Annotated in this window: 17 protein-coding genes and 1 pseudogene; 10 read left to right on the top strand and 8 right to left on the bottom strand. The window is 72.5% G+C overall.

Going from position 1 to position 19,687, the window contains the following annotated elements; genetic code table 11:
* Nucleotides 1-130: 130 nt before the first annotated feature.
* The 4 genes from FGW31_RS03730 to FGW31_RS03715 form a co-directional block, all read right to left on the bottom strand.
* Nucleotides 131-1,105, bottom strand: coding sequence for an acyl-ACP desaturase (locus FGW31_RS03730; RefSeq protein WP_142191875.1), 975 nt, complete (start codon nucleotides 1,103-1,105; stop codon nucleotides 131-133).
* A 213-nt stretch (nucleotides 1,106-1,318) separates the two neighbouring features.
* Nucleotides 1,319-2,095, bottom strand: coding sequence for a dimethylargininase (ddaH, locus tag FGW31_RS03725; protein WP_142191874.1), 777 nt, complete (start codon nucleotides 2,093-2,095; stop codon nucleotides 1,319-1,321).
* Between the two features lie 155 nt (nucleotides 2,096-2,250).
* Nucleotides 2,251-4,515: an ATP-binding cassette domain-containing protein gene (locus FGW31_RS03720; RefSeq protein WP_142191873.1), complete on the bottom strand. Its 2,265-nt coding sequence runs from the start codon at nucleotides 4,513-4,515 to the stop codon at nucleotides 2,251-2,253.
* 11 nt (nucleotides 4,516-4,526) lie between these two features.
* Nucleotides 4,527-6,152: an ABC-F family ATP-binding cassette domain-containing protein gene (locus FGW31_RS03715; RefSeq protein ID WP_142191872.1), complete on the bottom strand. Its 1,626-nt coding sequence runs from the start codon at nucleotides 6,150-6,152 to the stop codon at nucleotides 4,527-4,529.
* 314 nt (nucleotides 6,153-6,466) lie between these two features.
* On the opposite strand from FGW31_RS03715, the gene FGW31_RS03710 reads away from it, so the two are divergent.
* The 5 genes from FGW31_RS03710 (at nucleotide 6,467) to FGW31_RS03690 (ending at nucleotide 10,069) form a co-directional block, all read left to right on the top strand.
* A complete protein-coding gene (locus FGW31_RS03710; protein ID WP_142191871.1) occupies nucleotides 6,467-7,153 on the top strand; it encodes a GOLPH3/VPS74 family protein in 687 nt (228 codons plus the stop codon).
* Nucleotides 7,154-7,302: 149 nt separating this feature from the next.
* A complete protein-coding gene (gene ssgD / locus FGW31_RS03705; RefSeq protein ID WP_142191870.1) occupies nucleotides 7,303-7,716 on the top strand; it encodes a spore wall synthesis regulator SsgD in 414 nt (137 codons plus the stop codon).
* A 128-nt stretch (nucleotides 7,717-7,844) separates the two neighbouring features.
* Nucleotides 7,845-8,906 carry a WD40/YVTN/BNR-like repeat-containing protein gene (locus FGW31_RS03700; RefSeq protein ID WP_142191979.1) on the top strand — a complete coding sequence of 354 codons (1,062 nt, stop codon included), beginning with the start codon at nucleotides 7,845-7,847 and terminating at the stop codon, nucleotides 8,904-8,906.
* A 71-nt stretch (nucleotides 8,907-8,977) separates the two neighbouring features.
* Nucleotides 8,978-9,304 carry a plasmid stabilization protein gene (locus FGW31_RS03695; RefSeq protein ID WP_142191869.1) on the top strand — a complete coding sequence of 109 codons (327 nt, stop codon included), beginning with the start codon at nucleotides 8,978-8,980 and terminating at the stop codon, nucleotides 9,302-9,304.
* 72 nt (nucleotides 9,305-9,376) lie between these two features.
* Nucleotides 9,377-10,069, top strand: coding sequence for an endonuclease V (locus FGW31_RS03690; protein ID WP_142191868.1), 693 nt, complete (start codon nucleotides 9,377-9,379; stop codon nucleotides 10,067-10,069).
* Between the two features lie 111 nt (nucleotides 10,070-10,180).
* On the opposite strand, the gene FGW31_RS03685 is transcribed toward FGW31_RS03690, so the two are convergent.
* Nucleotides 10,181-10,372: a hypothetical protein gene (locus FGW31_RS03685; protein ID WP_142191867.1), complete on the bottom strand. Its 192-nt coding sequence runs from the start codon at nucleotides 10,370-10,372 to the stop codon at nucleotides 10,181-10,183.
* Between the two features lie 198 nt (nucleotides 10,373-10,570).
* Between FGW31_RS03685 and mmpA the strand changes: the two genes are divergently transcribed.
* Nucleotides 10,571-10,717: a morphogenic membrane protein MmpA gene (gene mmpA, locus FGW31_RS34900; protein ID WP_182674451.1), complete on the top strand. Its 147-nt coding sequence runs from the start codon at nucleotides 10,571-10,573 to the stop codon at nucleotides 10,715-10,717.
* 24 nt (nucleotides 10,718-10,741) lie between these two features.
* Here the strand turns inward: mmpA and FGW31_RS03680 are convergent, their stop codons facing one another.
* On the bottom strand, nucleotides 10,742-11,920 hold the full coding sequence (locus FGW31_RS03680; protein WP_142191866.1) for a saccharopine dehydrogenase family protein: 1,179 nt from the start codon (nucleotides 11,918-11,920) through the stop codon (nucleotides 10,742-10,744).
* A 237-nt stretch (nucleotides 11,921-12,157) separates the two neighbouring features.
* Between FGW31_RS03680 and FGW31_RS03675 the strand changes: the two genes are divergently transcribed.
* The 3 genes from FGW31_RS03675 to FGW31_RS03665 are packed head-to-tail and all read left to right on the top strand — an operon-like array spanning nucleotide 12,158 to nucleotide 16,754.
* The gene (locus FGW31_RS03675; protein WP_142191865.1) at nucleotides 12,158-13,318 is read left to right on the top strand and encodes a CaiB/BaiF CoA transferase family protein; all 1,161 of its coding nucleotides are present in this window, start codon (nucleotides 12,158-12,160) and stop codon (nucleotides 13,316-13,318) included.
* On the top strand, nucleotides 13,315-14,529 hold the full coding sequence (locus FGW31_RS03670; RefSeq protein WP_142191864.1) for an acetyl-CoA C-acetyltransferase: 1,215 nt from the start codon (nucleotides 13,315-13,317) through the stop codon (nucleotides 14,527-14,529). The genes FGW31_RS03675 and FGW31_RS03670 overlap by 4 nt, the downstream gene beginning before the upstream one ends.
* A gap of 47 nt (nucleotides 14,530-14,576) precedes the next feature.
* Nucleotides 14,577-16,754 carry a 3-hydroxyacyl-CoA dehydrogenase NAD-binding domain-containing protein gene (locus FGW31_RS03665; RefSeq protein ID WP_142191863.1) on the top strand — a complete coding sequence of 726 codons (2,178 nt, stop codon included), beginning with the start codon at nucleotides 14,577-14,579 and terminating at the stop codon, nucleotides 16,752-16,754.
* Between the two features lie 15 nt (nucleotides 16,755-16,769).
* Here the strand turns inward: FGW31_RS03665 and FGW31_RS03660 are convergent, their stop codons facing one another.
* Nucleotides 16,770-17,495: a MerR family transcriptional regulator gene (locus FGW31_RS03660; RefSeq protein WP_182674449.1), complete on the bottom strand. Its 726-nt coding sequence runs from the start codon at nucleotides 17,493-17,495 to the stop codon at nucleotides 16,770-16,772.
* Between the two features lie 227 nt (nucleotides 17,496-17,722).
* Between FGW31_RS03660 and FGW31_RS03655 the strand changes: the two genes are divergently transcribed.
* A complete protein-coding gene (locus tag FGW31_RS03655; RefSeq protein WP_142191861.1) occupies nucleotides 17,723-19,195 on the top strand; it encodes an amino acid permease in 1,473 nt (490 codons plus the stop codon).
* A 276-nt stretch (nucleotides 19,196-19,471) separates the two neighbouring features.
* Here the strand turns inward: FGW31_RS03655 and FGW31_RS36170 are convergent.
* Nucleotides 19,472-19,625 (bottom strand): annotated as a pseudogene (locus tag FGW31_RS36170) (M1 family peptidase); the annotation flags it as partial.
* Nucleotides 19,626-19,687: the final 62 nt, after the last annotated feature.

Here is a 19,687-nt window from a genome sequence, read left to right as displayed (position 1 = left end):
CTCGCAGTGAGCCCCTGCACCACACGGCCCCGGAACGGGGGAGTGTGGCGCAGGGGCTCGGGCCGCGCGCGTCCTCAGAACCGGGACGCGCCGGCACGGCTGGTTGCGGCTCCGGCCGCGAGGCGGGTCCTCAGCCGCCGGCGCGGGCCGCCATCCGGGCCTTGCGGGCCGCCAGCTTCTCGTCGAACTTCGAGGCCTCCGCGTCCAGGCCGCCCATGAACAGGCCGAGCTCCTCCTGCGCCTTGAGGCCCTCGGGGCCGAGCCCGTCGATCTCCATGACCTTCAGGAAGCGCAGCACCGGCTGCAGCACGTCGTCGTGGTGGATGCGCAGGTTGTAGACCTCGCCGATGGCCATCTGCGCGGCGGCCCGCTCGAACCCGGGGATGCCGTGACCGGGCATCCGGAAGTTCACCACGACATCGCGCACCGCCTGCATCGTCAGGTCGGGGGCGAGCTCGAACGCCGACTTGAGCAGGTTCCGGTAGAACACCATGTGCAGGTTCTCGTCGGTCGCGATGCGGGCCAGCATGCGGTCGCAGACCGGGTCGCCGGACTGGTGGCCGGTGTTGCGGTGCGAGATGCGGGTGGCCAGCTCCTGGAAGGCGACGTAGGCGATCGAGTGGAGCATCGAGTGCCGGTTGTCCGACTCGAAGCCCTCGCTCATGTGCGACATGCGGAACTGCTCCAGCTTGTCCGGGTCCACCGCCCGGGAGGCGAGCAGGTAGTCCCGCATCACGATGCCGTGGCGGCCCTCCTCGGCCGTCCAGCGGTGCACCCAGGTGCCCCAGGCGCCGTCCCGGCCGAACAGGGTGGCGATCTCGTGGTGGTAGCTGGGCAGGTTGTCCTCGGTGAGCAGGTTGACCACCAGGGCGATGCGCCCGACCTCGGTGACCTTCGACTGCTCCTTGTCCCAGGCCTCGCCGTCCTCGAACAGGCCCGGGAAGTTGCGGCCGTCGCTCCACGGCACGTACTCGTGCGGCATCCAGTCCTTGGCGACCTGGAGGTGCCGGTTGAGCTCCTTCTCGACCACTTCCTCCAGTGCGTACAACAGCCGCGCGTCGGTCCAGACGGAAGGGCTGCCGAGGTGAGGGGAAGTGATCGTCACGGGTGACTCCAGGGGGACGGTGGCAGGTGGAGGTGCCGGCGAGCGGGCCGACAACCTACGGCATCGTAGGCTACGAACCCGTAGGTTACGTAGCCGTAGGTTAAGGACGCCGTAAAGGCCCCTGATCAGCGGGGTTCCCGCCCGGCGTGGCGCCGGACCGGCAGGCCCCGGAACTGCAGGTCGCTGAGCCGTACGGGTGAGGAAGGGCGACGGTCAGGCGTAGAGGTCCCGCAGGCGCACCGAGAGGCATGTCACACAGCCCTCGAGCTTCTCGAACTCGCCGATGTCCACCAGCACCGGCTCGTAGCCGAGGTCCGCGAACAGCTCGGCGGTCTTCGGCGCGCTCGTCGCCATCAGCAGCTTGTCCCCGCCCAGCAGCACCACGTGCGCCCCGGAGGGTTCCGGCACCGGCAGGAAACGGGCGAACAGCGACGGCGCGTCCATGTGCGGGATGTGCCCGATGACCGTCCCGTCCGGCAGCGCGGTGACCGCCGACTTCAGATGCAGCACCTTGGCGACCGGCACGGCGACCACCCGCGCCCCCAGCGGCTCGAACGCGGCCCGTACCTGCTGCACCCCGGCCGCGTTGGTGCGCCCGCCGCGGCCGACGTACACGGTGTCGCCGACCTTCAGCACGTCGCCGCCGTCCAGCGTGCCCGGCTCCCAGACCCAGTTCACCGAGCAGCCCAGCGACGCCACGGCCTCCTCGACCCCGACGGTCTCCGCCCGCCGGGACTCGGCGCCGGACCGGGCGATCAGCGCCACGTTCCGGTACATCACCACGGTGTCCTCGACGAACACCGAGTCCGGGCAGTCGTCGGCCGGATCCACCTCGATGGTCTCCCAGCCGTGGGCGCGCAGCGCTCCCGTGTACGCCTCCCACTGCCCCATCGCGCGGGTTACGTCGACGCGATCCCGCTCGATGTGCGTCACCAGGCCCTCGGCCAGGCGGGGAACGGGACGGCGGACGAGGGCCTTCTTGCTGGGCACGAGCGGAACTCCGTACGGGATGGGACATGTACTGGCCGTACCGAGGGCGTCCGTGGTCCGGCCCGGTCCCCTCGGACGTCGGCGCAGCCATCATGCAGCGCGAATCCCGGCCGGGCCACCCCCGGCGGCGAGGAAATGACCCACCGGTAACCGCTTCAGCGGCCGGCCCGGCGCAGATGCTCCGCCGTGACGGACCCCTCCGCCGCGAGCAACTCGGCCGGTGTGCCTTCGAAGACCACCCGGCCGCCGTCCCGTCCGCCGCCCGGACCGAGGTCGATCACCCAGTCGGCGCGGGCGACGACGTCCAGGTTGTGCTCGACGACGAGGACGGTGTTGCCCGCGTCCACGAGCCGGTCGAGGAGGGCGACGAGCCCGTCCACGTCCGCCATGTGCAGCCCGGTCGTCGGCTCGTCGAGCACGTACACCACGCCCGTGCGGTGCAGCCGGGTGGCGAGTTTGATCCGCTGCCGTTCACCGCCGGAGAGGGTGGACAGCGGCTGCCCCAGGGTGAGGTACGTCAGGCCGACGTCCCGCAGCGCCCGCAGCCTGCGCCGTAACCCGGTGTCGTCGAAGAAGTCCAGCGCCTGTTCGGCCGTCATCTCCAGCACGTCGGCGACGGAGCGGCCACCGACGGTGAGCCGCAGCACCTCGTCCTTGAAGCGCCGCCCCTCGCAGGCGGGGCACGTCGTCGTGACCGGGTCCATGAAGGCCAGGTCGGTGTACATGATCCCGCGGCCCTCGCAGGTGCCGCAGGCGCCGTCGGAGTTGAAGCTGAACAGCCCCGGCTCGGCCCCCGTCTCCCGCGCGAAGATCTTCCGTACCGTGTCCATGATCCCGAGGTACGTCGCGGGGGTGGACCGGGCGGAGATGCCGATCGCGGACTGGTCGACCACCACGGCGTCGGTGTGGGCGGCGGTGAACTCGGCGACCAGCGTGCTCTTGCCGGAGCCGGCGACCCCGGTCACCGCGGTGAGCACCCCGGCCGGGAACCGGACGGTGACGTCGCGCAGGTTGTGCCGGTCGGCGCCCTTCACCCACAGCTCGCCCGTCGCCTCCCGCACCGTGTCCTTGACCGTCGTCCGCCGCCGCAGACACCGCCCGGTGAGCGTGCCCGAGGCGGCGAGCGCGTCCGGCGTCCCCTCGAACACCACCCGGCCGCCCTCGGTGCCGGCCCCCGGGCCCATGTCGACGACGTGGTCGGCCAGGGCGATGACGTCGGGGTCGTGCTCGACCACCAGCACGGTGTTGCCCTTGTCGCGCAGCCGCAGCAGCAGTTCGCCGAGCCGGTGGACGTCGCGCGGGTGCAGTCCGACGCTGGGCTCGTCGAAGATGTACGTCATCCCGGTCAGGCTGGATCCGAGGTGCCGCACCGTCTTCAGCCGCTGCCCCTCGCCGCCGGAGAGGGTGGTCGTCTCCCGGTCGAGGCTGAGGTAGCCCAGCCCGATCCGCTCGATCCGCTCCAGGGCGGCGACGGCGGCCCCGGCGATCGGCCGGGCCACCGGGTCGTCGATCTCCCGCAGCACGGCGATGAGGTCGGTGACCTGCATCCGGGCGCAGTCGGCGATGGACCGGCCGCCGATCCGGGACGCCAGCGCCGCCTCGTTGAGCCGGGTGCCCCGGCACGCCGCGCAGACCCCCTCGGCCAGGAACTCCCGCACCATGTCCCGGGTCCGCCCGCTCATCCCCGCGAGGTCCCGCTTCAGGTACAGCCGCTCGAAACGGTCGGCGAGACCCTCGTACTCGGTCGTCCACGTCCCACCCGTGCCGTGCACGGTGACCTTGCTGCCGGGGCGGCCCCGCATCAGGAACTCCCGCTCGGCCGCGGTGAACGCCCGCACCGGCTTGTGCGGGTCCAGTTCGTCGCTGTTGGTGTACGCCTGCCCCTGCCAGGTGCCCGCGGCGAACGGCGGGAAGCGGACCGCTCCTTCGGCGAGGGAGCGGTCCGGATCGAGGATGCGGTCCCAGTCGGGCCGTACGGTCCGGCCCAGCCCGTCGCACTCGGGGCACATGCCCGACGGGTCGTTGAACGAGTACGCCGTCGCCGGGCCGGCGCTCGGTGTGCCGTGCCGGGAGAACAGCACCCGCAGCACCGAGTAGACGTCCGTCATCGTGCCGACCGTCGACCGGGAGTGGCCGCCGATGGGCCGCTGGTCGACGACGATCGCGGGCGTCAGGTCCTCCAAGGCCTCAGCGTGCGGCCGTTCGTACTTGGGCAGCCGGTTGCGGACGAACCAGGTGAACGTCTCGTTGAGCTGCCGCTGCGACTCGACGGCGATGGTGTCGAAGACGACCGACGACTTCCCCGACCCCGAAACGCCGGTGAACACGGTCAGCCGGCCCTTCGGGATGCGGAGTGTGACGTCCTCGAGGTTGTTCTCCTCGGCCCCGGTGATGGTGATGAACTCGTTGGACTGGCTCATGCCGCCCGACGCTAGGCGGAATACCCGACAGCTTCTGGCGTGATTTCCCTGAGTTCTCCCTCCTCCATCAGCAGCCATCGGGTGATGCCGACCGACTCCAGGAACGGCAGATCGTGACTGGCGACGACCAGCGCTCCCTCGTACGACTCCAGTGCCGTGGTCAGCTGCCGGACGCTCGCCATGTCGAGGTTGTTGGTCGGCTCGTCCAGCATCAGCAGCTGCGGCGCGGGCTCCGCCAGCATCAGCGCGGCCAGCGCCGCCCGGAACCGCTCGCCACCGGAGAGGGTCGCCGCCTTCTGGTCGGCCCGCGCGCCCCGGAACAGGAAGCGGGCGAGCCGCGCCCGGACCCGGTTGTTGGTGGCGCCCGGCGCGAACCGGGCCACGTTCTCCGCGACGGTCAGCTCCAGGTCGAGGACGTCGAGCCGCTGCGGCAGGAACCGCAGCGGCACATGGGCCGTCGCCTCGCCGGAGACCGGCTCCAGCTCCCCGGCGATCGTCCGCAGCAGCGTCGTCTTGCCCGCGCCGTTGCGTCCGATCAGCGCGACCCGCTCGGGGCCGTGCAGATCGAACCCGCCGTCCACCCGCGCGCCGTACGCCAGGCGCAGGTCCCGCAGCGTGAGGACACCACGGCCCGGCGGTACCGCCGTGTACGGCAGGTCGACGCGGATCTCGTCGTCGTCCCGCACGGCCTCCACCGCGTCGTCCAGGCGGTCCCTGGCCTCGGAGAGCTTCTCCTCGTGCATGATGCGGTGCTTGCCCGCGGACACCTGTGCCGCGCGCTTGCGCGCACCCATGACGATCTTCGGCTCGCGCTTCTGCTCGAACATCTTCTGCCCGTACCGCTTGCGCCGGGCCAGCTTGACCTGAGCGTCGACCAGTTCGCGCTTCTGCTTGCGCAAGTCGGCCTCGGCGACGCGCACCATCCGCTCGGCGGCCTCCTGCTCGACGGCCAGGGCCTCCTCGTACGCCGAGAAGTTGCCGCCGTACCAGGTGACCTCGCCCGAGCGCAGGTCCGCGATCTGGTCGACCAGGTCCAGCAGTTCACGGTCGTGGCTGACCACGACCATCACCCCGGGCCAGCCCTCGACGGCCGCGTACAGCCGCCTGCGGGCGTACAGGTCGAGGTTGTTGGTGGGCTCGTCGAGCAGCAGCACGTCCGGACGCCGGAGCAGCAGCGCGGCCAGCCGCAGCAGCACCGACTCGCCGCCGGACACCTCGCCGACGGTGCGGTCCAGGCCGATGTGCCCGAGGCCGAGTTCGCCGAGCGTGGCCAGGGCGCGCTCCTCGACGTCCCAGTCGTCGCCGAGGGCCTCGAAGTGCTCCTCGGCCGCGTCGCCCGCCTCGATGGCGTGCAGCGCGGCCCGCCGGGCGGCGATGCCGAGCGCCTCGTCGACCCGCAGCGCGGTGTCCAGCGTCACGTTCTGCGGCAGGTACCCGATCTCCCCGGCCACCCGGACGGCGCCGTCGGCCGGGGTGAGCTCACCCGCGATGAGCTTCAACAGGGTCGACTTCCCTGAGCCGTTGACGCCGACGAGGCCGGTGCGGCCGGCGCCGAAGGCGACGTCGAGGCCGTCGAGGACGGTGGTGCCGTCGGGCCAGGTGAAGGAGAGGGACGTGCAGGTGATGGACGGTGACATACGGGCCTCCGCGGTTGCTCGGGGGGATCAGGGGCACACGCGTATCGAGACACCGCGGGACGACGACCGGCAGTCGGGAGGGAAGTCCTGGGCATGAGAAGAGCCCTGTTCCGCAGGGACCGCAAGGACGGCTCGAACGCCGAGGTCGCACGCGACGTACACACCTGACGGGTGTGACGCGGTGTCTCAGAACCTCAGACGAGCAACGTCCTTCTCCAATCGACGGCAACAGGACCGCTATCGACCGTACGAGTGGCCCGGATCGGCTGTCAACGCATTTACCGACCACGACGCCGCTGCCCCGAGGAGGCCCCGTGTCCCACCGCCCGCTCTCCCTCCCGGCCCGCCTCTGCCTGCTCTCCTGGGACACCGCGCGCCGCGAGGCCGGCGAGCCGGCCCGGCCGGCCCCCGTGGTGCGGGCCGGTGCCCTCGCCGACCTGGCGCAGCGCGGTCTGCTGCTCGACGACGAGGGCATCGCCACCCCGCGCGACCTGGACTCGCGCACCGGCGACGCGGTCCTCGACGGACTGCTGGAACTGGTCAGCGAGTCCTGTCCGCACTCCTGGCGCACCTGGGTGACGCTCAGGGCCGGCCACACCCTCGACGCGGTGCGCGAGCACCTGGTGGCCGAGGGCGTGCTGCGGGCCGAGCGGCGGCGGGTCCTCGGAGTGTTCCCGTCGGTGGAGCACGTCCTGGCCGACACCGCCCGCGTGGACGCCCTGCACCGGGAGGCGCGCACCGTCGTGGACGGACCCGCACCGCCGGAGACCGTGCCCCCGAAGGCCGCGACCGCCGTCGTCCTCGCGCATGCGGCCGGCCTGCTGCCGGGCGCCGACGAACGGCGCGTCGAGGCCCTCGCCCGGCGCGCCGCCGCGCCCGCGCCCGCGCTCGACGGCATCCTGCGCTCCTTGCGCACCGCGCTGACCGCGTCCGCACCCGCGGCCCGGTCCCGGCGCACCGAAGTGGCGGCCGGCGGCGCAAGTGGCCCCGGGGACACGTGAGGAGAGCCCCGTCACCCGGGTGCATGAAGGCGGTGACAGAGGTCACTCGCCCTTGGTTACACGGATTGGCTCGTTCCGTCGTCTCTTCCAGTAGCCGGCCCGATCCGCCGTCCCGGAAGCCCGTCCAGCCGTCACGAGGGAGCAAGGCGTTGTCCACCGTCATCGAGCAGCCCGTAGAGGCCCGTCTCGTCGCCGCCGCGCCGCGGATGACGACCATTCCCGCCACGCTGCACTACGACCCCGACGACCCGTTCGCCGTCCGCATGACCTTCCCCGCGCCCGCCACCCTGGAGGGCGTGGACGTCTGCTGGACCTTCGCCCGCGACCTGCTCGCCGCGGGCCTGCTGGAGCCCGAGGGCCACGGCGACGTACGGGTGCGGCCGTACGACTACGACCGCACCGTGCTGGAGTTCCACGCCCCCGAGGGGACCGCCGTCGTGCACGTCCACTCCAGTGAGGTGCGCCGTTTCCTGGACGCCACGAGCGAACTCGTGCCGACCGGTTACGAGTACCTGCAGCTCGACCTCGACCACGATCTCGCGGAACTGATGCGGGACGCCTGAACGGCCGCGCGCCGCGTCCGCGCGGGGAGCGGCCCTCTGGACGGCGCCGGAGCGGTGGGCTACCTTCGCCCGCCATGAGGCGCTCGGGGAACACGCGAGGTGAGGGACGCAGGGGACGAACGCACCGCCTGGTGGCCGCGGCGGCCGTGTGCGCGGCGGCTCTGGCCGCGCCGACGGCCGTACCGGCGCAGGCGCAGGAGCCCGACCGGCGGCCGTCGCCGCACTGGTCCCTGGAGGACACCGGCACCCCGGACGTCAGGTTCCGCGGTCTGTCCGCCGTCAGCCGGGACACCGCCTGGCTGGCCGGCACCCGGGGCACCGTCCTGCGCACCACCGACGGCGGCAGGAGCTGGCGGAACGTCTCGCCGCCCGGCGCGGGGGAGTTGCAGTTCCGGGACGTCGAGGCGTTCGACGCACGCCGGGCGGTGGTGCTGGCCATCGGCGAGGGCGAGGCGTCCCGGGTGTACCGCACCGACGACGGCGGGGCGACCTGGACGGAGTCCTTCCGCAACACCGACGCGCGTGCCTTCTACGACTGCCTCACCTTCTTCGACCACCGCCACGGACTTGCGATGAGCGACCCGGTGGACGGGAGGTTCCGCATCCTGTCGACCCGGGACGGCGGCCGCTCCTGGACGGTGCTGCCCGACGCGGGCATGCCGCCGGCGCTGGAGGGCGAGGCCGGCTTCGCGGCGAGCGGCCAGTGCCTGGTGTCCTCCGGGCCGAAGGACGTCTGGCTGGCCACCGGGGGAGCGGCACGCGCGCGGGTGCTGCACTCCGCCGACCGGGGCCGCACCTGGACGGCCGCCGACGCGCCGATCCCCGGCGGCGACCCGGCACGCGGAGTCTTCGCCCTCGCCTTCCGCGACCGCGCCCACGGCCTCGCCGTCGGCGGCGACTTCCGCCCCGACCAGGCCTCCTCCGACGCGGCCGCGCACACCGCGGACGGCGGCCGCACCTGGCAGCCGGCCGGCACGTCGCCGCCCGCCTACCGCTCCGGTGTCGCCTGGCTCCCGCACAGCCGCACCGCCGCCCTCGCGGTCGGCCCCACCGGCACCGACCTCACCACCGACGCCGGCCGCACCTGGCGGACCGTCGACACCGGCTCCTACGACACGGTCGACTGCGCGCCGGACCACGGCTGCTGGGCGGCGGGCGAGCGGGGACGGGCTGCCCGCCTGGAGCACTGACGCATGCGGTGGGCCCTGATCGGTGCCAACGTGGGTACCCGTTCGCTGTACGCGAGAGGAAGTGAGCGGACATGCCACGCGGTTCCAGCCCCAAACGGGAGCGTCAGTACGAGCACATCAAGGACAGCGCCAAGAGCCGGGGCGAGAGCACCGGGCGGGCCAAGGAGATCGCCGCCCGCACCGTGAACAAGGAACGCGCCCGGTCCGGTGAGTCCAAGACGGCGAGCCGCACCTCGACGCAGGACATGTCGTCCGGGAAGCGGGGCGGCCAGCGGTCCGGCAAGGGAGGCTCCCAGGGCCCCACGTACGACCAGCTGTACGAGGAGGCCAAGAAGCGCGGTGTCGAGGGCCGCTCGAACATGAACAAGAGCCAGCTCCAGCGGGCGCTCGGCAAGTGAGCCGTCTCCGCGCGGAGGAGCGCCGGGTGCCCTCCGCGCGGAACGCCCACGCCCCGTAGGCTCAGGGGCACCATGACGACCGTACACACGCCCGCCGACTGGCCCGTGACCGAGGAAGAGGCCCGCGCGGTGCAGGACGCGCTGCGCACGCGGGTGGTGCTCGACGAACCGGGCCCGCCGCCCGGGACCGGACACGTCACCGGGGTCGACGTGGCGTACGACGACGAACGGGACCTCGTCGCCGCGGCGGCCGTCGTCCTGGACGCGGCACGCCTCGACGTCGTCGCCGAGGCCACCGCCGTCGGCCGGATCTCCTTCCCGTACGTGCCCGGACTGCTCGCCTTCCGCGAGATCCCCACCGTCCTGGCCGCCCTCGACGCGCTGCCCTGCGCGCCCGGTCTGGTGGTCTGCGACGGCTACGGCCTCGCCCATCCGCGCCGCTTCGGCCTCGCCAGCCACCTCGGCGTGCTCACCGGGCTGCCGACCATCGGGGTCGCCAAGAACCCCTTCACCTTCACCCACGACGAACCGGACACCCCGCGCGGCAGCACGGCGCCGCTGCTCGCCGGCCGTGAGGAGGTCGGCCGCGCCCTGCGCACCCGGGACGGCGTCAAGCCGGTCTTCGTCTCGGTCGGCCACCGGACCGGCCTCGACAACGCCTGCGCCCACACCCTGGCCCTGACCCCCGCATACCGCCTCCCGGAGACCACCCGCAGGGCCGACGCCCTGTGCCGCCGAGCGCTGACCGAGGCCGCCGCCGGGTGACACCGCCGGCGTACGCGTCCCGTCAACTGCCGCCGCCCGTCCGGGAGGAGGAGCGGGCCGGTGACGCCGTGCGGCCCGCCGGGGATCCCGCCCGAGCGGCATGCGCGTCGGCTAGGGCGTGTCCTCGATGCTCCACCGGCCCACCTCCCGGTACGCCGAGTCGTGGACGGCCGACCCGTCGCCGGGCACCAGCGCGTAGTGCCGCAGGTTTCCGCCCCAGTACCGCAGGATCCGGCCCAGCTCGCCCGCCGGGTCCTTCGCCCATGCTTCGTCGTCCATGGTGACTTCGAGAAGGAATCGCATACCCTCAAGTGTTTCATTGAACCGCCCATTGACACTTGGCCATCCCATCGGTCCGGCAGTACTGACGCCGGGGCGGCACAAGTCTCAACCGGGGGGTCACATCTGGTGGGTACGGGGTCGGGTGGCCGGGGGCAGCTGAGTACCGGGCTGAGTACTCGTACGGATGTCCGGCCGGACCCGCCCCGGCAGGCTGAGGGCATGACAACGCACCGCGCCACCAAGTCCGTTGCCGCCGACGGCCGGCCCGTCGAGCGGGCCGTGACCGTCGGGCTCACCCTCGCCGTCCTGGCGGGGCTGGGCTGGATCGTCGGGATGATCTACACGCTGGTCGAGTGGCCGCTGTAGCGGGACTCCCGGCCGGCAGGGCCGTCAGCGGGTCGCGGCGACGCGGAAGCGGATGCCCGCAGCGCGCAGGCGCTCGATCAGGGCGTCGCCCATCGCCACCGCCGTCGTGACCTGTCCGGCCGTCGGCGGAAGGTCGTCGAAGGCGAGACACAGAGCCCCCTCGGCCAGCATCTTCGCCGTCTCGTCGTAGCCCGGGTCGCCGCCCGAGACCTCCGTGTACACCCGCCGTCCGCCGCCCTCACCGACGAAGCGGACGCTGAACCAACTCCGGGCACGCTTCTCGGCGCTCGGCCCGTCACCCGGCCGGAGCCGGTCGGAGAGCCGGCGGCGCAGCGCGGGCAGTTGGGCCGCCGTGACCAGCGCGCCCACGGCCGCGACGCCGCCCACCGCCACCGGCAGCCGCCGGACGGCCGCGTAGTGCCGGTAGCGGAAGTCGGGTCCGTACCGGTCGAGGGTCCGGGCCGAGCGGCGCACGATCTGCGCGTCGACGGTCGGCAGCGGCAGCGCCCAGGCGCCCACCTCCGGCGCGTAGCGTGGTGTGCCCGCAGGGGCCGACACCCGGCGGCCCGCCAGCCGCGGTTCGTGGCGCCGGCGGTCCCGGGCGGCCGCGCGGAGCTGCCGGTGGCGGGCGAACTGGTTCAGCGCCGAGGCGAAGGTCCCGCCGGAGAAGGCGGCGTCGGCGGTCACGAAACCGTCCACGGTCAGCGGCACGCCCTCCGGCAACTGCCGCACCGTGAAGTAGGCGCCCAGGTCGTGCGGCACCGAGTCGAAGCCGCAGGCGTGCACCAGCCGCGCCCCCGTCTCCCGGGCACGTGCGTCGTGACGGACGTACACCAGGTCCACGAACTCCGGTTCACCCGTGAGGTCCACGTAGTCCGTGCCGGCGTCCGCGCAGGCGGCGACGAGTTCCTCGCCGTACTCCACGAAGGGGCCCACGGTCGTGGCGACCACGCGTGCCTGCTCGGCGAGCGCGCGCAGCGAGGCCGGGTCGGCGACGTCCGCCCGCAGCAGCCCGATCCGCTCGCCGCCGGGCAACCGGTCCCGCAGCCGCTCCAGCTTCTGCGTGCTGCGGCCGGCGACCGCCCAGCGCAGCCCGGCCGGGCCGTGGGCGGCGAGGTACTCCGCGGTCAGTGTCCCGGCGAAACCGGTCGCTCCGAAGAGCACGATGTCGTACGGACGGTCCGTCCTGTTCAGCCTGCTCATGACACCCCTTGGTCGTGCAGCCGCGCCGCTGTCGGTGGCCGAGGCTAGCGTGCGGGAGACCGGACCCGGCCGCGAGCCCGGTCGCCCGCCGGTCCGGAGGCATCCTGGATACAGGCGGAACCGGACACCGCACCGTAAAGTGGCTAAGCGCTTGCTCGCCCGCCCCTTGTGCGGGGTGGAACGCGTTCTTAACATCGCGGGTGTTACATCAGTTGTGTCACAGCCGTTGGGGGCTCGATGACGGAGGCGAAGGCGCCGGGACACGGACCGCTCACCGGTGTGCGCGTGCTCGAACTGGCCGGCATCGGGCCGGGCCCGTTCGCCGCCATGCTCCTGGCCGACCTGGGCGCCGACGTCGTAAGGGTGGACCGGCCGGGCGGCCCCGGACTCGGGATCGATCCCGCGCACGACGTCACCCACCGCAACAAGCGCTCCGTGATCGTCGACCTGAAGGCCCCCGGCGGGGCCGCGCGCGTCCTCGACCTCGCCGAACGCGCCGACATCCTGATCGAGGGCTACCGCCCCGGCGTCGCCGAACGCCTCGGCGTCGGCCCCGAGGACTGCCACGCCCGCAACCCGCGCCTCGTCTACGGCCGGATGACCGGCTGGGGCCAGGACGGGCCCCTCGCCGACCGCGCCGGCCACGACATCGCCTACATCGCCCTCACCGGCACCCTCGGCATGATCGGCGACCCGGACCGCCCTCCGGCCGTCCCGGCCAACCTCCTCGGCGACTACGCGGGCGGTTCCCTCTACCTCGTCGTCGGCGTCCTCGCCGCGCTGCACCACGCGCGCGCGACCGGCACCGGACAGGTCGTCGACGCCGCCATCGTGGACGGCACCGCCCACCTCTCCGCGATGATCCACGGCATGCTCGCCGCCGGCGCCTGGCAGGACCGGCGCGGCGCCAACCTCCTCGACGGCGGCTGCCCGTACTACGGCACCTACGAGACCGCCGACGGCCTGCACATGGCGGTCGGCGCGCTGGAACCCCGGTTCTATGCCGAGTTCCTGCGCCTGCTCGGCCTCGAGGACCTGGCCTCCGCCCACGCCGACGTCGCCCAGTGGCCGGAGCTGCGCGAGCGGGTCGCCGAACGCTTCCGGACCCGTACCCGCGAGGCGTGGACGGCCGTCTTCGACGGCTCCCACGCGTGCGTGGCGCCCGTGCTGTCCCTGCGCGAGGCCCCGCACCACCCGCACCTCGCCGCCCGCGCCACCTTCACCGACCACGGCGGCACCACCCAGCCCGCACCGGCCCCCCGGTTCTCCGCGACCCCGACCGCCGTCCGCACCGGGCCCGCCCGGCCGGGCGCCGACACCGACGACGTGGCCCGCGACTGGGACGTACCCCGACTGCTGTCCCCGCCCGTCAACCCTCAGCGAAAGGCCTCCTCGTGAGCACCGAAGCGTACGTGTACGACGCGATCCGCACCCCGCGCGGGCGCGGCAAGGCGACCGGCGCCCTGCACGGCACCAAGCCCATCGACCTGGTCGTCGGCCTCATCCACGAGATCCGCGACCGCTTCCCCGGCCTCGACCCGGCCGCCGTGGACGACATCGTGCTCGGCGTCGTCGGACCCGTCGGCGACCAGGGCTCCGACATCGCCCGCATCGCCGCCGTCGCCGCCGGACTGCCAGACACGGTGGCCGGCGTGCAGGAGAACCGCTTCTGTGCCTCCGGCCTGGAGGCCGTCAACATGGCCGCCGCCAAGGTGCGTTCGGGCTGGGAGGACCTGGTCCTCGCGGGCGGCGTGGAGTCGATGTCCCGGGTGCCGATGGCCTCCGACGGCGGCGCCTGGTTCAACGACCCGATGACCAACCTCCAGGTCAACTTCGTGCCGCAGGGCATCGGCGCCGACCTGATCGCCACCATCGAGGGCTTCTCCCGGCGCGACGTCGACGAGTACGCCGCCCTGTCCCAGGAACGCGCCGCCACCGCCTGGAAGGAGAACCGCTTCGAGCGGTCCGTCGTCCCGGTGAAGGACCGCAGCGGCCTCGTCGTCCTCGACCACGACGAACACCTGCGCCCCGGCACCACCGCCGACTCGCTGGCGGGGCTCAAGCCGTCCTTCGCGGACATCGGCGAACTGGGCGGCTTCGACGCGGTGGCGCTCCAGCAGTACCACTGGGTCGAGAAGATCGACCACGTCCACCACGCCGGCAACTCCTCCGGCATCGTCGACGGCGCCGCACTCGTCGCCATCGGCTCCAAGGAGGTCGGCGAGCGCTACGGCCTCACCCCGCGCGCCCGGATCGTCTCCGCCGCCGTGTCCGGCTCCGAACCCACCATCATGCTCACCGGCCCCGCCCCCGCCACCCGCAAGGCGCTCGCCAAGGCCGGCCTGACCATCGACGACATCGACCTCGTGGAGATCAACGAGGCGTTCGCGGCGGTCGTGCTGCGCTTCGTCAAGGACATGGGCCTGTCGCTGGACAAGGTCAACGTCAACGGCGGCGCCATCGCGCTCGGCCACCCGCTCGGCGCCACCGGCGCGATGATCCTCGGCACGCTCGTGGACGAACTGGAGCGCCAGGACAAGCGCTACGGCCTCGCCACACTGTGCGTCGGCGGCGGCATGGGCATCGCCACCGTCGTCGAACGCCTCTGAATCCCAGCGACCGCCACGCGACTCCCACGAGACCCGGAGACACCCTCATGACCGAGAGCACCACCATCCGCTGGGAACAGGACGACACCGGCGTCGTCACCCTCGTCCTGGACGACCCGAACCAGTCCGCGAACACCATGAACCAGGCGTTCCGCGACTCCCTCGCGGTGATCGCCGACCGTCTGGAGGCGGAGCGGGACGGCATCCGCGGCATCGTCCTCACCTCCGCCAAGAAGACCTTCTTCGCCGGCGGCGACCTGCGCGACCTGATCCGGGTCACCCCCGAGACGGCGCAGGACCTGTTCGACGGCGGCATGGCCATCAAGCGGCAGCTGCGCCGCATCGAGACCCTCGGCAAGCCCGTCGTCGCCGCGATCAACGGCGCGGCCCTCGGCGGCGGTTACGAACTCGCCCTGGCCTGCCACCACCGCATCGCCCTCGACGCCCCCGGCTCCAGGATCGGCTGCCCCGAGGTCACCCTCGGCCTGCTCCCCGGAGGCGGCGGCGTCGTACGCACCGTCCGCCTGCTCGGCATCGCCGACGCCCTGCTGAAGGTCCTCCTCCAGGGTCAGCAGTACAGCCCCCGGCGCGCCCTGGACAACGGCCTCGTCGACGAGGTCGCCGACAGCCCCGAGGACATGCTGGCCAAGGCCCGCGCCTTCATCGACGCGAACCCCGAGTCCGCCCAGCCCTGGGACCGGCCCGGCTACCGCATCCCTGGCGGCACCCCGTCGAACCCGAAGTTCGCGGCCAACCTGCCCGCCTTCCCGGCCACCCTGCGCAAGCAGACGAACGGCGCCCCCTACCCGGCCCCGCGCAACATCCTCGCCGCCGCCGTCGAGGGCGCCCAGGTCGACTTCCAGACCGCCCAGGTCATCGAGGCCCGCTACTTCGTCGAGCTGGCCGCCGGACAGACGTCGAAGAACATGATCCAGGCGTTCTTCTTCGACCTCCAGGCCGTCAACTCCGGCGCCAACCGCCCGAAGGGCATCGAGCAGCGCACGGTCCGCAAGGTCGCCGTCCTCGGCGCCGGGATGATGGGCGCGGGCATCGCCTACGCGTGCGCCCGCGCGGGCATCGACGTCGTCCTCAAGGACGTCTCCGTCGAGGCGGCCGTCAAGGGCAAGGGCTACTCCGAGAAGCTGTGCGCCAAGGCCGTCGCCAAGGGCCGCACCAGCCGGGAGAAGGCCGACGCGCTGCTCGCCCGGATCACACCCACCGCCGAGGCGGCCGACCTCGCCGGCTGCGACGCGGTCATCGAGGCCGTCTTCGAGGACACCGCGCTCAAGCACAAGGTGTTCCAGGAGATCCAGCACGTCGTCGCCGACGACGCGCTGCTGTGCTCCAACACCTCCACCCTGCCCATCACGGCCCTCGCCGAGGGCGTCGAGCGGCAGGACGACTTCATCGGCCTGCACTTCTTCTCGCCCGTCGACAAGATGCCACTGGTGGAGATCATCAAGGGCGAGCGCACCGGCGACGAGGCGCTGGCCCGCGCCTTCGACCTGGTCCGGCAGATCAACAAGACCCCGATCGTCGTCAACGACTCGCGCGGCTTCTTCACCTCCCGCGTCATCGGCCACTTCATCAACGAGGGCGTCGCCATGGTCGGCGAGGGCATCGAGCCCGCGTCGGTGGAGCAGGCCGCCGCCCAGGCCGGCTACCCGGCCAAGGTGCTGTCCCTGATGGACGAACTGACCCTCACCCTGCCCCGCAAGATCCGGGGCGAGTCGAAGCGGGCCGTCGAGGAGGCGGGCGGAACCTGGACCGCGCACCCCGCCGAGACCGTCATCGACCGCATGGTCGACGAGTTCGGGCGCACCGGCCGCAGCGGCGGCGCCGGCTTCTACGACTACGGCGAGGACGGCAGCCGCGGCGCCCTGTGGCCGGGCCTGCGCGAGCACTTCACCAAGCCGGGACACGAGATCCCGTTCCGGGACATGCAGGAGCGCATGCTGTTCGCCGAGGCGCTCGACACCGTGCGGCTGCTGGAGGAAGGCGTGCTCACCTCCGTCGCCGACGCCAACATCGGTTCCGTCCTCGGCATCGGCTTCCCGGGCTGGACCGGTGGCGTGCTGCAGTACATCAACGGCTACGACGGCGGCCTGCCCGGCTTCGTGGCCCGCGCGCGGGAACTCGCCGAGCGCTACGGCGAGCGCTTCACCCCGCCGGCGCTGCTGGTGGCCAAGGCAGAGAAGGAAGAGGTCTTCACGGACGCCCCCTGACACGGCGCACGGGGCTCACCCCTGGTCGTCGAGCCACTCCCGCAACTCCTCCTTCAGCGACCGCTGGAAGGCGGTGAGCAGCGCCTGCACCACGAGCGGATGCATCCGGGCGGACAGGGACCGCACGTCCTGCGTGTCCCGTTCCGCCACCGCGTCGCGCAGCAGCCGCGACAACGCGTGGGCCGCCGCGCGGGAGTGCTCGATGAGCGCCGTACGGGCGGCGAGGATCGTCTCCTGCGACAGCGGCACGTCCAGCAGTTCGACGCCGAGCCGCAGCAGCCCGGCGTCGACGCCGAAACCGTCGCCGTCGCGCCGTACGACGTCCATCGCCACCAGCCGCTCGACCTCCTCGTCGGCGAGCGGCCGGCCCGCCCGGCGGTCCAGTTCCCCGCGGGTGACCGTCTCGGTGGTGTCCGGCGCCCAGGACGCCACCACCGCCCGCTGGATCCCCAGCTCCCGCACGCTCAGGTCGGCCGGCAGCCGCCCCAGGTAGCGTTCGATGGCGGCCAGTGTCATGCCCTGGCGCTGCAACTCCTCGATGAGCGCCAGCCGGGCCAGGTGCTCCCGCCCGTAGTGACCGACCCGCCGGGGGCCGATCACCGGGGGCGGCAGCAGGCCCTTGGTGCCGTAGAAGCGGACCGTGCGCACCGTGACGCCGGCCCGGGCCGCGAGCTCGTCGATCGTGAGCGTCGGGTCGCCGCTCTCCTGCCGCCCGCCGGGCCCCTCGGTCTCGGTCGTCATGTGCAGCAGTATCGCTGTACCACCGGTGCTGTTACACCCTCGGACGCTTCCCGCGCCGCCGTGTGAGATGTTCCGCGGTGTGATGTTTGCCATCGCATAGCGGGCCCGTCTTTGGAAAGGTGCCCCCTTGGTCTGTGCCTTGATCCCTCTCGATCAGAGCGCGCGGCCGTGGCAATCCGGACACCCGGGCGCTGGCCGCCCGAGCGCACCAGAGAGTGGAACAACGCGTGAGCAAGGACGCCGTGAACACGGCAACGGCCGCCGACCCCAGCGCGGCCCCGGTGCCCGCGGACGCGGGCGACGCCGGCTACAGCAAGGACCTCAAGGCCCGCCACGTCAACATGATCGCCATCGGCGGTGCCATCGGAACCGGCCTCTTCCTCGGCGCCGGAGGGCGCCTGCGCGACGCCGGACCGGCGCTCGCCCTGGCCTACCTGGTCTGCGGCATCTTCGCCTTCTTCGTCGTCCGTGCCCTGGGCGAACTGGTTCTCTACCGTCCCTCGTCGGGCTCCTTCGTGTCCTACGCGCGTGAGTTCCTCGGCGAGAAGGGCGCCTACGTCGCCGGCTGGATGTACTTCCTCAACTGGTCGACGACCGGCATCGCCGACATCACCGCGATCGCGCTCTACACGCACTACTGGAGCCTGTTCACCGACATCCCGCAATGGGTGCTCGCCCTGATCGCCCTCGCGGTGGTCCTGGCGGTGAACCTGATCTCGGTGAAGATCTTCGGCGAGCTGGAGTTCTGGTTCGCGATCGTCAAGGTCGCCACCCTGGTCGCCTTCATGCTCGTCGGCGTCTTCCTGCTCGCCACCCAGCACGAGGTCGGCGGCGGCACCCCCGGCCTGAACATGATCACCGACAACGGCGGTGTCCTCCCGCACGGCGTGCTGCCCGTCGTCCTCGTCATGCAGGGCGTGATCTTCGCGTACGCGGCGCTGGAACTGGTCGGCGTCGCCGCGGGCGAGACCGCCGAGCCCGAGAAGGTCGTCCCCCGCGCGGTGAACTCCATCATGTGGCGCGTCGGCCTCTTCTACGTCGGCTCCGTCGTCCTGCTCGCCCTGCTGCTGCCCGGCTCGATGTACTCGGCCGACGAGAGCCCCTTCGTCACCGTGCTGGCGAAGATCGGCGTCCCGGCCGCCGGCGACGTGATGAACCTCGTCGTCCTCACGGCCGCGATGTCGTCCCTGAACTCCGGCCTGTACTCCACCGGCCGCATCCTGCGCTCCATGGCGATGGCCGGCTCCGCCCCGAAGTTCACCGCCCGCATGAACCGCAGCCAGGTCCCCTACGGCGGCATCCTGCTCACCTGCGGGGTGTGCGTCCTCGGCGTCGGCCTGAACTTCCTCGTGCCGAGCCACGCCTTCGAGATCGTGCTGAACGTCGCCTCCCTCGGCATCATCAGCACCTGGGTGATCATCATGATCTGCCACCTGGTCTTCGTCCGCCGCGCCCGCGCCGGACTGGTCACCCGCCCGTCGTTCCGCCTGCCCGGCAGCCCGGTCACCGAGATCGTCACCATCGTCTTCCTGGTGTCCGTCCTCGCCCTCATGTGGAACGACCCCGAGGTCGGCCGGAAGACCCTGCTGCTCGTCCCGGTCATCGTGGTGATGCTGGTCGCGGGCTGGTACGGCGTCCGCCGCCGCGTCGAGCGGACCGCCGAACAGGAACTGGACCGGCTCACCGGCTCCGCCCGGTAGCGGACCGGAGGCCACGGTCAGTGGCAGTACCCACGGTGGCGTCACGCCGGGACCGCACACGTCCTGGGTGACGCCACCGCGCCGTCCTCGAAGGCGTCAGCGGCCGCGGCCCTGACCGTGATCGTGGTCGGGCACGCCGTTCGTCGCGGCGATCCTCCGCCACCACCGCGGCGGCACCGGCGCGACCGCCTGCGCCGCCCCCGGGACCGTCCCAGCCGCCGGGGCCTCCGGCTTCGACGGCTGGTGCAGCCAGGTGTCGAACAGGGCCGCCAGCGGCTCACCGGAGGTGGTGAACGACGCCTTCGCGCCGTTCACCCGCACCTCGCTCACCTCCAGCAGGAAGTCCGGGTCGGACCGGGACAGTTCCTGCGTGGTGCGGGCCAGGAGGGTCGAGTCCGTCGGTGGCGGGCCGGTGCTTCAGTCTCAGGTCCGCGGTGCACGGAGGACTCCAAGTCGTAGGGGCTCGAAGTCCTTTCGGCAGCCCATCGACCC

The sequence above is a fragment of the Streptomyces calvus genome, from assembly GCF_006782915.1.
In the GTDB taxonomy this organism is placed as follows: Bacteria; Actinomycetota; Actinomycetes; order Streptomycetales; family Streptomycetaceae; genus Streptomyces; species Streptomyces calvus.
The sequence above is the reverse complement of the archived record's forward strand: the minus strand, read 5'-3'. Positions and strand labels throughout refer to the sequence as shown.